The organism is Aliikangiella coralliicola (assembly GCF_007004725.1).
Taxonomy (GTDB): domain Bacteria; phylum Pseudomonadota; class Gammaproteobacteria; order Enterobacterales; family Kangiellaceae; genus Aliikangiella; species Aliikangiella coralliicola.
The window spans coordinates 1-13385 of record NZ_ML660161.1; the positions used below are offsets into that span (position 1 = coordinate 1).

The 13385-nt window shown below is 40.0% G+C and carries 15 protein-coding genes; 12 read left to right on the forward strand and 3 right to left on the reverse strand.

The annotated features are described in order from the left end of the window. The 6 genes from FLL46_RS02995 to FLL46_RS03020 form a co-directional block, all read left to right on the forward strand. The coding region (locus FLL46_RS02995) for an RHS repeat domain-containing protein (protein WP_142891958.1) at window positions 1-1250 on the forward strand (1250 nt) is incomplete at its 5' end. A 20-nt stretch (window positions 1251-1270) separates the two neighbouring features. Further along, the gene (locus FLL46_RS03000; RefSeq protein ID WP_142891959.1) at window positions 1271-1540 is read left to right on the forward strand and encodes a hypothetical protein; all 270 of its coding nucleotides are present in this window, start codon (window positions 1271-1273) and stop codon (window positions 1538-1540) included. A 324-nt stretch (window positions 1541-1864) separates the two neighbouring features. Then, window positions 1865-2326, forward strand: coding sequence for an SMI1/KNR4 family protein (locus FLL46_RS03005; RefSeq protein WP_142891960.1), 462 nt, complete (start codon window positions 1865-1867; stop codon window positions 2324-2326). A gap of 186 nt (window positions 2327-2512) precedes the next feature. Beyond that, window positions 2513-2791 (forward strand): hypothetical protein, encoded by a 279-nt coding sequence (locus tag FLL46_RS03010; protein ID WP_142891961.1) that lies wholly within the window; start codon window positions 2513-2515, stop codon window positions 2789-2791. A gap of 52 nt (window positions 2792-2843) precedes the next feature. After that, complete coding sequence (locus FLL46_RS03015; RefSeq protein WP_168204019.1) at window positions 2844-3065, forward strand: hypothetical protein; 222 nt, start codon at window positions 2844-2846, stop codon at window positions 3063-3065. Window positions 3066-3461: 396 nt separating this feature from the next. Further along, window positions 3462-3719, forward strand: a complete 258-nt coding sequence (locus tag FLL46_RS03020; RefSeq protein WP_142891963.1) for a hypothetical protein — start codon at window positions 3462-3464, stop codon at window positions 3717-3719. 432 nt (window positions 3720-4151) lie between these two features. On the opposite strand, the gene FLL46_RS03025 is transcribed toward FLL46_RS03020, so the two are convergent. Further along, the gene (locus FLL46_RS03025) at window positions 4152-5003 is read right to left on the reverse strand and encodes a transposase (protein WP_142891964.1); all 852 of its coding nucleotides are present in this window, start codon (window positions 5001-5003) and stop codon (window positions 4152-4154) included. Between the two features lie 204 nt (window positions 5004-5207). Next, a complete protein-coding gene (locus FLL46_RS03030) occupies window positions 5208-6200 on the reverse strand; it encodes a transposase (RefSeq protein ID WP_142891965.1) in 993 nt (330 codons plus the stop codon). 175 nt (window positions 6201-6375) lie between these two features. Here FLL46_RS03030 and FLL46_RS03035 point away from each other — a divergent pair, with 175 nt between their 5' ends. Then, a complete protein-coding gene (locus FLL46_RS03035; protein WP_142891966.1) occupies window positions 6376-7071 on the forward strand; it encodes a hypothetical protein in 696 nt (231 codons plus the stop codon). Between the two features lie 268 nt (window positions 7072-7339). Here the strand turns inward: FLL46_RS03035 and FLL46_RS03040 are convergent, their stop codons facing one another. Then, on the reverse strand, window positions 7340-8116 hold the full coding sequence (locus FLL46_RS03040; RefSeq protein ID WP_142891967.1) for a c-type cytochrome: 777 nt from the start codon (window positions 8114-8116) through the stop codon (window positions 7340-7342). A gap of 181 nt (window positions 8117-8297) precedes the next feature. On the opposite strand from FLL46_RS03040, the gene FLL46_RS03045 reads away from it, so the two are divergent. From FLL46_RS03045 to FLL46_RS03065, 5 genes are all read left to right on the forward strand, one after another. Continuing rightward, complete coding sequence (locus tag FLL46_RS03045) at window positions 8298-9908, forward strand: sensor histidine kinase (RefSeq protein ID WP_168204020.1); 1611 nt, start codon at window positions 8298-8300, stop codon at window positions 9906-9908. A 4-nt stretch (window positions 9909-9912) separates the two neighbouring features. Beyond that, window positions 9913-10608: a response regulator transcription factor gene (locus FLL46_RS03050; RefSeq protein ID WP_168204021.1), complete on the forward strand. Its 696-nt coding sequence runs from the start codon at window positions 9913-9915 to the stop codon at window positions 10606-10608. Between the two features lie 154 nt (window positions 10609-10762). Beyond that, window positions 10763-11557 (forward strand): sulfite exporter TauE/SafE family protein, encoded by a 795-nt coding sequence (locus FLL46_RS03055; protein WP_142891970.1) that lies wholly within the window; start codon window positions 10763-10765, stop codon window positions 11555-11557. A gap of 70 nt (window positions 11558-11627) precedes the next feature. Further along, on the forward strand, window positions 11628-12437 hold the full coding sequence (gene lgt / locus FLL46_RS03060; RefSeq protein ID WP_142891971.1) for a prolipoprotein diacylglyceryl transferase: 810 nt from the start codon (window positions 11628-11630) through the stop codon (window positions 12435-12437). A 92-nt stretch (window positions 12438-12529) separates the two neighbouring features. Beyond that, the gene (locus FLL46_RS03065) at window positions 12530-13381 is read left to right on the forward strand and encodes a thymidylate synthase (protein WP_142891972.1); all 852 of its coding nucleotides are present in this window, start codon (window positions 12530-12532) and stop codon (window positions 13379-13381) included. The last annotated feature ends 4 nt before the right edge of the window (window positions 13382-13385 follow it).

The following is a 13385-nucleotide window of genomic DNA, read 5'->3' on the forward strand; positions in this document are numbered from 1 at the left end:
ACAAATCTTATGACCCGTTTGGCAAACCGAGGAAAGGCAATCTGGAAAGTGTTGAACCACCGACTTTAAGAGACGTGGCTTATCAGAGTGGTTTTATTTCAGAACCGGATGATTTAAAACTCGAAACGAGAAGAGGCTTTACTGACCATGAGCATCTGGATGATGCGCAGTTGATTCATATGAATGGCAGAGTGTATGACTATAACGCTGGCAGGTTCCTCAGTGTTGACCCTTTCATACAATCTCCGGGTAACAGTCAGAGTATGAATCCCTATTCTTACATTATGAATAATCCACTCGCAGGGACGGATCCGAGTGGTTATAAGGCAAATTGCGGTGGTGTATATGATATAAATTGTGTTGATCCAACAGAGCAATACTATGCAGGTCTTAAAGCATTTGTATCCTCGGAAAAACACAATGGCTCTGCTTGTAAAGTTGGGACATGTGGTGGTCAGGCAGCTATGAAAGCAACAATAAATATTCTCAATGTGGAAGACATTAAAACCTCATTAAGCGAAAAAGAAGCTAGAAAACTTGGGGAGAGAATTGTTAAACTAATTTCGACTGGAGGGACTAGAAAAGTTATTAGTTTGAATGAGGCTGGCAACAGTCAGAATAACCAAGGAAATAATGAGGCTGGTTTTTGGGAAAAGGCTGGCAACTGGTTAGGTGGAAAGGGATATGTTTCTGACTTACAAGTTCAGAAAGATATGGAAGCTCGTTGGGGAAGTCCTGGTGGGTGTTCAAGTGATTGCATTGACAAGGAGTATATAGAGCAATATCAAGAATATGCCGAAATGGCACTTGGTGGGGCTTCATTCGGGCCGATTGTAGTTTCTTCCGGACAAAGAAGTATTGCTGCCTTTCGTATTAGTCGTGGTGGGAAAACAGAACCTTTCCAATATTTTGGCGGAGATGGTCACACATATTTGCTTGGAGAAATCAGTGAAAAAGGAATTGTTTCCTTTGATATACAGGCCGGGAAAAGCATAAGAGGAGGGGATTTGTTCAAAGTAATGATGAAGCATTTTGGTGGAAATGTTAAGGGTGTTGAAGGGTATTGGGTTGGTGGAACTAATCTAGATAGAGTGAACAAGCTAACATCTCAAGGCGTATCACTTAAAGATGCTGTTCATAAGACTTGGACTGCTAATCAAGCATCTAAATATGGCTTTAAATCAGGTAAAGTCGTATCTAGTTATGGCGAACATGGAAATTATCAAATGGTAAATGTTGTGTTTCAGTAAATTATCAGGTGGATAACATAATGAATTTGAACTACGACTTGATACAAGAACTTCGCCATATGAATGGCGAAAATGCTAGTATTCTAGATATGGTAAAAAGAATAAAAAAAATTCACGGAGAAGAGTATATTAAACTCTATTGTATGCAGTATTTAATGGAAGCATTTAACTTAACTTTACGTGAAGTTCAAGCTGTTGGAGGTTTTAAAGAGCTAGGTGGGGAGCTTGAAGATTGTGTAGTGTATGAACTTATGTCTCTCACAATTGAAAAAATAAAACGTTCAGCCTAGCCGAGCAAGGGGAGCAGAACAATTGCGACTAACGATGGCTGTAAAAAACAAATAAGGGGTCAAGCCTATCTTATAATAAATAAGCTCGAAGCCTTGTTCAGATGAATCAGCAAGTAGCCTCGATGAAAATCGAGGTTTTCTTAGCGCGTGTGAAATAGCTGACTCATTTGATAAGTTTTGTTGTTTCCAATTTTCTGTAAAGTTTGTCCCTTGATTTCCTAAACTCAATCAAGGTTACCTAGCTGGAGTTAATAGAAGCCAATTTAATACTTGGAAAAGCAACTATTGGAAACATAGAGCAGATGATTTTTAAGGTAGGTAGCGATGAGTGAATTTTCTTGTGAAGAAGTAAAAAAATTAATTAATTTAAATCTTGGTATTATTGAGCTTGGTACGTCAAAAGATGCTGTTGATGTCCGTTGGTTTGAAGAAGCTGAAAAAATTCTTGGTGTGAAGTTGACGGAATCATATTTATGGTTCTTAAGAAATTATTCCGGTGGAGAAATTGGCGGTGAAGAAATTTATAGCATATATGGGGTGGACTTTGAAACAGTTAACGGTGGAGATATTGTTTATCACCATATAGTTAATCAAAGAAGCGGCTTAACTAAACCAGATCATATTGTAGTTTTGGAAACGGATTTAGGCGAGGTGTTTTTCTTTGATTACTCTGAATTTGATGGCAAAGAATGTCCTATAAACTTAAGGTTGCCATCGGGTGACGTAGAGCATTACGCTAAAAACTTTTATGAGTTTTTGCAAAGACGGATAGAAGTTTTTTCATGACGATTATAGGGCTGTAGCAGGTAGCCTCGATGAAAATCGAGGTTTTCTTAGCGCGTGTGAAATAGTCGGCTTATTTGCTAAGTTTTGTTGTTTCCAATTTTCTGTAAAGTTTGTACCTTGATTTCGTAAACTCCATCAAATCTACTTAGATGGATTTACCCAAATGATATCTAGTGTAGTGTTTAAATGATAGAAAAAAATAACTTAGTAGTTAAGTATTACAATCTCAAAATGTTTTTAACAACAGATTTGAATACATTTATGAAAGTATTGATCAATGAGTACGGGGCCATTTTTAACGTAGAATATAGAGAGATGAATGAAAATGAACAAAGAGAATCAAGTTACATTCAAGATGGTATAACTTTAGTCAAAGATCGTTTTTGGCTTTTAGAGTCACTGGTAACTTCGACTAAAAGAAGAAAAGATCTAGAAGCTAAAATTATTGACGAGGGGCAAAAGTAAAACTCAAAAAGCGAGCTGTAGGAATTGTATGAGGCCAGATGATTTTGTCAGAATGGTTGGTAGTTTTAAGCCTTCGCTTGAAAAACTAGAGCTAGAAGGGCTTTCTAAAATTGAAGCAAAAGAGTTTCAAAAAAGCTATGAAGTGCCCAAGAGAGAAAAACCTTTGCAAATGAATCTAGAAAATGAATTTAGCAATGAACTGTTTGGTTTCTATAATCTGTCTTCGCTAGAGATAGGTGCAAGTTTTTATAAGACAGGCAGGAAACATTATTAGTAAAAATTCAGTCGCATCTGCGTCCTATGCTCGATTACAGAAGCAGGGAACAGAATTACGATTTGTAAGCGATCCTGAAATGCCCCAAATGGGAATATTCGAAGGAGCACGCAATAGGATTACGATAAACACGGCTCGTCATTCTTCTGCAGAATCAAGGGGTCAAGCCTATTTTATAATAAATAAGCTCGAAGCCTTGTTCAGATGAATCAGGTGAAAACCCATATTGCCGGCACCGATTACACCTTAAAAACGCAATATGATGGCAATTATGGCCGGGTCAAAGTAAAACCTTAAGCGGACACTCTGCCTAATAAAAGTCTATTTTGCTAAACAGAGTGTTTTTTAATTTAGAAGCTAGAAAATATGGTTAGTTTTTAGCCGCGAGAGGATAAAATGGCACTGATTAATTGCGATAAACATGGGAAGCAAGGTGTAATCCACCTTTGCACACATTTACACAAACAATTTGAGAAAAAAACGGAATTAGATATCACACACCAAATAAAAAAGGATCTTTCTGGAATGACGATTTATTTGTGCGATGAGTGTGTAGATAAGAATAATCTAGAAAATATTGAAATATTAGATTTCGATGACTTACAGAAAATTGGAGATGATTTATGGCCGATTTGTGGGAAATGTTTAATTTAACACCTGAATTCGTACCATAAATATAGCGAGGTAGCCTTGATGGTAATCAAGGTTTTCTCAAAGTGGACTCTGTAAATTATTTTGTGTAACTGACAATTTAAATGTGGTCAATTAAGCGGTCTTCAAGCTCAATCATAAAACGATTTAAGGCCGCCTTCCAATTTCTGATAGACATTGTCCATAGTTTCGAAGCTTGCTCCACAATCTTAAGAAAAAATAAGTAGACACTCTACTTATAGTGGCTAATTTGGGAAAAAGAGGGCCTAACTAGTAGAATGAGAGGGATATAAAAATCAAATTTAGCGTGTTTTTTTAGTCAGCTGGTCAGTTTTTTTGGTTAAGTTTATCGATATGTTTTAGTATTTAAGATTTTGGCGCAATGGAATGCCTTCCTGTAATGGAATTCGAAACAGAATAATGGATGTGGTTAAGTCAGGCTTCAGATGTTGTTGAGTAAAGCAATTTAGCCGCGCTAATGCCTCGTAAACAACGCAGTTCTAATTGCCTGGCCTTTTCTCGAATTTTGGCGATGGGACCTACGACTCGGTAAAACTGTTTACCATAACTTTCAATCTGTTTGAGCCAGTGATTTTGTTGTAAGTTGAGTCGGTTTAGTACCGGTGAAATATGAGCTGGAATTGATGTCTTATCGGGATAAATAATCGACTTGCCTGCCCATTCAACTAATTCGGTATATTCCCTTAAGGTAATACTGAGTTTTCGCTCCCGAAGATGACCGGCCATAGTTTCAATGGCGAATTCTAGTTTTGATTCGTCAGTATGTGATTGAATACCATCAAGCCGCTGTTTGATAGAAGTATGGTGAGACTCTTCTAGTTTATCGGTGATTCTGGCTCTGATGGGATTTAAGTCTACATAAGCCATACAAGATAATACCGCGGCTTCGTCTAATAATGCCTGAGAATGAAATCTTCCCTCCCAGAATCGACCGGTACAAAAATCCTCCTGATTACTGAGTTTCGCCAGCGGCTCGTTGAGTCGTCGCATAAACCAGGACAAACTTCCTAAGCGCTTACGATATTTTCTCAGTTTTTCAGGACTATCAATAATTATCTGTTTCTTGATTTCGCGAAGATGCCTATTTTCAGGCCGGTCAAGACGACTGGGATAGACTTGTAACCAACGCTCAGCGACTTCTTCATCAGTCCATCGCTCTGGCTCTATTGGGTCTAGATACAGCACAATATGATAATGGTTATCCATAATGGCATAGGCATAAATCTCAACCGAGAAGATTTCGCATAAAGCAAAATAAATAGACACTCTGCTTATAGCGGTTGATTTGGTAAAAAGAGGGCCTAATTAGTAGAATGAGAGGGATATAAAAATCGAATTTGGCGTGTTTTTTTGTCAGCTGTTCAGTTTTTCGGCTAAGTTTATCGAAGTGTTTTAGTATTTAAGATTTTGGCGCAATGGAATGCCTTCCTGTCATGGAATTCGAAACAGAATAATGGATATGTGGTTAAGTCAGGCTTCAGATGTTGTCGAGTAAAGCAATTTAGCAGCGCTAATGCCTCGTAAATAACGCAACTTTAACCGTCTGGCTTTTTCTCTGATATTATCAATGGTCCCAACAACTCGACAAAACTGTTTGCCGTAGTTTTCGATCTGTTTGAGCCAGTGACTTTGTTGTAGATTAAGTCGCTCTAATACTGGTGCAATATGAGCTGGAATTGATGCCTTATCGGGATAAATAATCGACTTGCCCGCCCATTCAACTAATTCGGTATATTCCCTTAAGGTGATACTGAGTTTTCGCTCCCGAAGATGACCGGCCATAGTTTCAATGGCGAATTCTAGTTTTGATTGGTCAATATGTGATTGAATACCATCAAGCCGCTGTTTGATGGAAGTTTGGTGAGACTCTTCTAGTTTATCGGTGATTCTGGCTCTGATGGGATTTAAGTCGACATAAGCCATACAAGACAATACCGCGGCTTCGTCTAATAATGCCTGAGAATGAAATCTTCCCTCCCAGAATCGGCCTGTGCAATAGTCTTCCTGATTACTGAGTTTCGCCAGTGGCTCATTGAGTCGTCGCATAAACCAGGACAAACTTCCTAATCGCTTACGATATTTTCTCAGTTTTTCAGGACTATCAATAATTATCTGTTTCTTGATTTCGCGAAGATGCGTATTTTCAGGCCGGTCAAGACGAGAGGGATAGACTTGTAACCAACGTTCAGCGACTTCCTCATCAGTCCATCGTTCTGGCTCTATTGGGTCTAGATACAACACAATATGATAATGGTTATCCATAATGGCATAGGCATAAATCTCAACCGAGAAGATTTCGCATAAGGCCAACATTTGCTTTTCTAACCAGGCTTTACGATAGTCGAAACTCCGGCCGGTATCTTTATCGAAACCGCAGAGGAAAGCGCGTCTGACACAGCGATTGGTACAGTGATAAAATCCGGGCGTTTCGTTATCGACCAGGTTCCTTCTGGCAATGGCCATAATTTTCTTCCTTGAATGATTAGGCAAATATTTTGGGATCAAAGCTCGAATGTTTCAATGCCCACAAGCTGATAGAGTTATCAGTGAAAGACAATTTCGATTGTGAGAGAATGACGATGACTCTAGTGTCTGATAAATATCGAAATCATATACAAAGCAAATCAGGAGCGAAGGAATGAAGTGTTTTTTAACGATGTCTTTAATATTAATTTTTTGTGGAAGCGCTCAAGGAGAGGTTGGCCACGAAATTGTTGTTACTGGTTCGAGACTCAGTAGCGGTGATTACTACGATATGCCAGCAGTTACCATCAAAAGAAAGGCTGATTTTTTAGTTCAACGTATTCGGTTAATAAACGATAGTAGATCTCCAAAGCTGAGAAAGAAGGAAATCATAAAGACTATAGATAACTTGTTGAAGGCTTCTAGAAAAAATGATGATATCGAACTTTCTTATGGCGAAGGCTTTCTGGTACCCGTTAATTTAAACGATGATTCGCTTCAGTTAATAGAAGATCATAAGCGATCTGATACTAGCTATGTAAATATTTATGTCAAAGTAGTATTAGATGAAAGCCGCTCCTCAAAACAACAAATCTCAGAGTTGCGATCATTTATTGCCGATGCGAAGTTGATTAGTCGTACAGAAATAGAGTATTTAGGTGATATTGGTTTAAGCATTGTCAGTCCTGAACAATATCGGTACGAAATACTTAAAAAGATCTCTGCGGAGAACGATAAAATAAAAAAGCTTGTTGGTGGTGATTGCACGATAAAAATTGGAGGACTTGAAGGTCGCGTAGAGTGGGAGCGCTCAGATGTAGCAGAGCTAACTTTGTATATCGCTTATGCGACCGAAGTTTCGTGTAGTTAGTCTAGCAGTTCAGATTGGTATTCATATCTAGTAAACAAATAACAGGTTAGGTCGCGTTTTTAATAATTAAGCTCAAACTTTTTTCTGAAATCGTCGGCCAGACACATTTTTCTACGAAGTTATAAAGTGCTCATGGTGCGTTTGCCAATATACACTTTGGAGCAAGGGGGAGACTGTAAATAATAATGTGTAACTATACCCTATCAATATGGTGAAAATGCCAAAGAGCTTTCTTCATCTACCAACCCTGATGGTTTTCAACCAACAACTACTTCTGGCCGCCAGGAGTTTTTGCCAAACTATCAATTCGCTTTTTTATAAATACTGCTTTAGGATTAAGCTGAAGCGCCTTCTCATAAGCTTCACGGGCTTTGGCATTATTTCCTTTTGCTTGATAGGCTGCACCCAATGAAAAAAATCCGAAATATGAATCAGGAAAGTACTGGCTGTTGGCTTCAAGTAATTTCACCGCGTCGTCATGACTTTGTGGTTGGCTTAACTGAGATTGAGCAAACATTGGCAATACATTCTCGCTAAAATCAAAAGTATGACCGCCATAGTATTTCTTGCGAAGTTCCGCATAGGAATTAATTACACCGGAAATTCCTTTTTCAGCGAATTGCTCTGAAAGCACATCTTGAATCAGTCGTGGCTTTTGTTGTCCTCGATGACAAGTCACACAGCGAATTTCAACTCGGTCAGCTGCAGCTATTTGATCAAGCTTTCGAACTTCTACTTCATTAAGCTGCTTAACCATTTTTAACATGATCCGGGCTTTCTTTTTTAGAGCTTTGTCATCGGCGGCGAAATCGTATGTTTGCAATGGTTTGTTGGCTTCGCCAACATGGCAGTGGTGACAACGTAACCCGAGGCCAAGGGTTATCGACTTCATTTTTTCGGCTAATTGTTCTGGTTTTATATCTTTGGGTAAAACTTTTAAATTCTTGGGAGAAGAAAAAATACTTTTTCTTTCTGCCGCAAAATTGTTCTCAATTAGTAGTGACAAAAAAATAAACAGACATACAAAAACGGTTTTAAGTTGCATGAACCAGCCTCCTGTCGCGTAAATTAGGCTCCCCTATTCTGCTTTACTTTAATAGAAACAGCTTCTTTGAGGTTGGAGGTTTGGTTAAAGTATTGTCAGGAAACTGTCAAGATTTGCTTGTAGAACAACATCATTTGTTGGATTTCGGCTATTATAAAGGATGGCTCAGAAGGTATTCAGAATGAATCAAAAGACACCTGCCAATTCACATCAATCTAAAATACTACGTGTTTTATTGGTCGTGAATTTTTTATTAATGGTAACGCTGGGTTGGCAAGCCCTTACTGCTATTTTACAGCAGCGAAACCTGGTGGGGAAAATGCTCCACGAATATGCTGAACTGGCAGCAGAAGAGTTTTCGCGCAGGATTATGGCGGATGTCGGTTACAAAGGCTATTTTTCTCAAATGAATCTATGGCGAGATTCGGTTGAACTGGTTACTTCAAATAAAGATGAAATCGCTCGGTGTCCTTTAACGTCACACCCTTTATTATCGAGTGCCTCTCTAGGAAAAAAGTTTTTCTTAGTTGAAAACAATGAACTAGTCGTTATCTCAACGCTCTGCAATAAAGTTGAGTTCGCCCCCGCTATTGCTGATAAGCTAGTAAATTTTAACCGAAACGAACTCGCCGAAAAGCCGTTTGCCTTTATCCATACTAATTATTCAGGTACGCCGGTAACATTAATTGTCACTCAGTTTAAAGAGAAAAACTTACTGGGCTTCCAGGTCAACCGTGAAAGCTTAAGACGACTGTTACAATCATCTTTCGATAAATCTTCATTGCTCCCGGAAGTTATAGCCAATGGCAAGGCAACCAACTCCATAATTCTTTTATCGATGGTTGACCACACTGGGGACCTTCTTATCGGCGAAAAGATTAATCACAATTATGATGTGGCTACCAAAATACTCGCAGATGAATATAGCGGAATTTTTCGAAATCATCAGATCCGTGTCGCAATTAAAACTGACAATATAGAGGAACTGATTATTGGCGGCCAACCTGAGGATAATTTGCCAGTTATTTTAGCGACTATGATCATTTTAATCGTGATCTTTATCGTTACTTTTATTCAATTACGTAAAGAACAACAACTAAGCCGTTTAAGAGAAAGGTTTGTTGCTGAAGTCTCACACGAGCTAAGGACACCTTTAACTCAAATCAGAATGTTTGCTGAAACTCTGATAAAGGGGCGGGCAAGAAATGAGGAGGAATCGCAACACTATCTTCAAGTTATTAATCGCGAATCAATCCGGTTGAATCATCTCGTTGAAAACATTTTAAGATATTCCAGCAGCGAAAATACTGGTGAGCTGAAACTAACCCAATTAGCAATAGTGCCTTTTCTTAATACAATTATTGAGGAAATCAATCCAATTCGAATCGCTAAAAATGTTGCAGTTAAATGTGATCTAGAATCTTGCGAAATTGCAATACATAAAGATAACTTTCGCAGGATTATTTTGAATCTGCTGGACAATGCCATCAAATATGGGCCAGACCGGCAAACGATCGAAATAAAAGGACAGATAATTCAGCGTTCGGGTAAAAGAACCTATCGATTAACAATCAATGATGAAGGGCCGGGCATTCCTTCGAAGTATCATACCAACATCTGGCAAGCTTATTACCGGCTGCCTCGTGAAAGTAATCAGGCGATCGCGGGGACTGGAATAGGTCTATATTTGGTAAAGCGATTAGTCACCGAAATTAACGGGTCTATCAAGCTTAAAAATCGAGAACCTAATGGATGTTCTTTTCTGTTGGAACTCAACCTGGATAATTCATAACATTATGACGGAAATATTGATCATTGAAGACAATAAAGATCTTGCTCTGGGCCTGAAAAATAATTTTGAGATAGAAGGCTATCAGGTAACATCTGCTACTGATGGTCTTGCTGGTTTGGCAGCGCTGGAAGTGTGTACGCCGGCGATAATTATTCTGGACTTGATGATGCCCAATATGGATGGTTTTGAATTTCTTAAACGAATAGAAAAATTAACCATTAAACCCATGATACTGATATTAAGTGCGCGAGATACAGAAATCGATAAGGTGAAGGGGTTAAGGCTCGGCGCCGATGATTTTGTGACTAAACCATTTGGGTTAATGGAGCTTGTTGCGCGTGTTGAAGCATTAGTGCGTCGACAGAAAAAGATAGGTGATGAAGATTCGTCATCCCGTGCCGATGTGTTTTCAATGGAAGATGTGACAGTTTGCTTGCGGTCTCGTCGGGTATTAAAGCGAGGTGAAGAAGTGGAGTTGGCGCCAAAGGAATTTGATTTGTTGGTCAAGTTATTCGAGTCCCGCGGCGAAGTGGTATCCAGGTTAACTTTAATGCAAAAAGTGTGGGGGCATTCAGCAGCAGTGGAAAGCAGAACAATTGATACGCATATCGGTGAACTGAGGAAAAAATTGGAAGCTGATAGCGCTAACCCCAAAATTATCAAGACAGTTCGTAAGATAGGCTATCGAATTGATAATTAAACTTGGCTGACTGAAAGAGATTTTTATCAACAAGCGCGCTAAAAGCTGGCATACACATCCGATGGTGCTGACGCTAAATTGACAATTCCAGCGAATTAGTTTGCTTTCGGTTACAATGGCGTTAATTTTTATACTATCGATTAAGGCTTAGCCGTTGGAACTTTGGGTTATCTTTATTCTGGCCGGGCTTCTTGCTGGTTTTCTGGCCGGATTATTAGGAATTGGTGGGGGTTTTGTGGTGGTGCCGGTGTTAATCTGGGCGCTACCAGCTGCGGGGGTTAGCGTCGAACACGTTGCCCATTTTGCTATTGGCACTTCGCTGTTGTCGATTTGTGTTACTGCCATTTCATCAGCCCGTGCTCATCATAAAAAACAAGCTGTCGACTGGCGCTTATTTGCCATTATTGCGCCGGGGTTGGTGATTGGTTCATTGGCTGGCGCAGCGCTCGCTGCTGTACTGAGCGGACGACTGCTCATAATTGTCTTTGTAACCGGGGCGATATTGACCGCTATTTATCTGTTGTCAGGTCACAAGCCAAAGGCCCATCCAACGGAATCTCGCTGGCCTTTCTTTAGCTATGGCAATTTCACCGGTGTCGTTTCTGCCTTAATCGGTATTGGTGGTGGCTCGGTTTTGGTGCCTTTCCTGGTCTATAAAGGAAAATCGATGGTGCAATCGGTGGGAACCGCGGCAGCGTGCGGCTTTCCAATCGCCCTGTTTGGCGCACTCGGTTATGGTATTTCTGGCTGGCAGCAAAAAATCAATGTTGAATATTCTACGGGTTACCTCTACTGGCCTGCTTTTTTCGGGATTGTTGTTTTTTCAAGTTTAAGTGCGCCTTTGGGGGCCAAACTCGCGCATTTTGTTTCTGAGCAGCGTCTGAAACAAATATTCGCCGTATTTTTGTTTTTCACCAGCGGCCAAATCCTTTATAGTCACTGGTTTTAGAGTGTCTTGTTAACCGTTTTTCTAACAAGTTAAAAATCTAATAATTATTAATTAATGGTGTTGAGCATTCATGGAATTTCCAAATTTTGACCCGGTCATTTTTCAAATCTGGGGGCCTATCGGCCTCAACTGGTATGGGCTAACTTACCTGATGGGATTTGCCGGTGCCTGGTATATGGGGAAAGCACGCAGCAAGCAGCCTGGCAGCCCATTTACTGCAGAACAGGTGAGCGACTTTTTGTTCTATGGTTTTCTCGGCGTGGTGCTTGGGGGGCGTATAGGCTATGTCCTCTTTTACCATCTGGATTTCTTTATCGAAGATCCGATGTACCTGTTTAAGATTTGGGATGGTGGGATGTCGTTCCATGGAGGATTATTGGGAGTTCTGGTTGCCTTTTGGTACTTTTCGCGGAAATCAAAAACAACCTTTTTTCAAAGCGCCGATTTCTTCGTACCTATGGTGCCAATTGGATTAGCCACTGGGCGATTTGGTAATTTTATCAACGGTGAATTATGGGGGCGTGTTACTGATTTGCAGTCAACTCCCTGGGCGATGCATTTCCCTCACGACCCGGCAGGGGTTTATCGCCACCCCTCAATGCTCTATGAGTGTTTTCTAGAAGGCATAGTGCTATTCATCATTTTGTATATTTACAGTAAAAAACCAAGACCACCAATGGCAGTGAGTGGCCTGTTTGCCCTGGGTTATGGCGTGTTTCGATTTATTATTGAGTATTACCGAGAGCCCGATGCGCATTTAAAGGAGCTGGCTGAGTTTTTATCGATGGGGCAAATTTTGTCGCTACCCATGATCATTGGCGGTGCAATAATGATTTACCTGGCCTATAAAAAAAATGATCAGGTTGTCAAAACAGCCTAACTGTTAAAATCAATTATTGAGTGACGCCACACTGATATTTAAGCGGAACTCGATAAGCATTAGTAACTAAGATTAATTGTTGTGAGTAGTGAATGAAACAATATCTGGATTTATGTCATAAAATTATCGAACAGGGTGTCTGGGTCGAAAACGAACGCACTGGTAAACGCTGTTTAACTTTAATTAATGCTGACCTTGAATATCATGTTGGTGCGAACCAATTTCCTTTAATAACAACACGTAAAAGCTATTGGAAAGCGGCTATTGCTGAAATTATCGGCTATTTACGAGGCTACGACAATGCGGCCGATTTTCGCAAACTTGGTACTAAAACCTGGGACGCGAATGCCAATCTGAATCAGGCGTGGCTTAACAATCCCCATCGTAAGGGTGAAGATGATATGGGGCGGGTATATGGCGTTCAGGGAAGAAGCTGGAAAACACCGGAAGGGACAACGATCGATCAACTGAAAAAAATTGTTGATAACTTATCTGACGGAATCGATGATCGCGCAGAAATTCTAACATTTTATAATCCCGGCGAGTTTCATATGGGCTGTTTGCGACCTTGTATGCATACCCATAATTTTTCACTATTGGGCGATACTTTGTATCTTACCAGCTATCAGCGATCGTGCGATGTGCCCTTAGGGCTCAACTTCAATCAAATTCAAGTGTTTGTTTTACTAGCGTTAATCGCACAAATTACGGGTAAAAAGGCCGGCATGGCTTACCATAAAATTGTCAATGCCCACATATACGAAGATCAGCTGGCATTAATGCGAGATGTTCAGTTAAAACGTGAGCCTTTCGAGCCTCCACAGTTGAAAATTAATCCTGAAATAAAGACGCTTAAGGATCTTGAAACCTGGGTGACTATGGATGACTTTGAAGTCCTGGGTTATCAACATCACGAGCCAATCCAATATCCATTTTCGGTGTGAGTTG

What these genes read in the sequence shown, in the direction of transcription:
- FLL46_RS03000 (WP_142891959.1), top strand. Translation starts at nt 1,271, where the DNA reads ATGAATTTGAACTACGACTTGATACAAGAACTTCGCCATATGAATGGC.
- FLL46_RS03005 (WP_142891960.1), top strand. Translation starts at nt 1,865, where the DNA reads ATGAGTGAATTTTCTTGTGAAGAAGTAAAAAAATTAATTAATTTAAAT.
- FLL46_RS03010 (WP_142891961.1), top strand. Translation starts at nt 2,513, where the DNA reads ATGATAGAAAAAAATAACTTAGTAGTTAAGTATTACAATCTCAAAATG.
- FLL46_RS03015 (WP_168204019.1), top strand. Translation starts at nt 2,844, where the DNA reads ATGGTTGGTAGTTTTAAGCCTTCGCTTGAAAAACTAGAGCTAGAAGGG.
- FLL46_RS03020 (WP_142891963.1), top strand. Translation starts at nt 3,462, where the DNA reads ATGGCACTGATTAATTGCGATAAACATGGGAAGCAAGGTGTAATCCAC.
- FLL46_RS03030 (WP_142891965.1), bottom strand. Translation starts at nt 6,200, where the DNA reads ATGGCCATTGCCAGAAGGAACCTGGTCGATAACGAAACGCCCGGATTT.
- FLL46_RS03035 (WP_142891966.1), top strand. Translation starts at nt 6,376, where the DNA reads ATGAAGTGTTTTTTAACGATGTCTTTAATATTAATTTTTTGTGGAAGC.
- FLL46_RS03040 (WP_142891967.1), bottom strand. Translation starts at nt 8,116, where the DNA reads ATGCAACTTAAAACCGTTTTTGTATGTCTGTTTATTTTTTTGTCACTA.
- FLL46_RS03045 (WP_168204020.1), top strand. Translation starts at nt 8,298, where the DNA reads ATGAATCAAAAGACACCTGCCAATTCACATCAATCTAAAATACTACGT.
- FLL46_RS03050 (WP_168204021.1), top strand. Translation starts at nt 9,913, where the DNA reads ATGACGGAAATATTGATCATTGAAGACAATAAAGATCTTGCTCTGGGC.
- lgt (WP_142891971.1), top strand. Translation starts at nt 11,628, where the DNA reads ATGGAATTTCCAAATTTTGACCCGGTCATTTTTCAAATCTGGGGGCCT.
- FLL46_RS03065 (WP_142891972.1), top strand. Translation starts at nt 12,530, where the DNA reads ATGAAACAATATCTGGATTTATGTCATAAAATTATCGAACAGGGTGTC.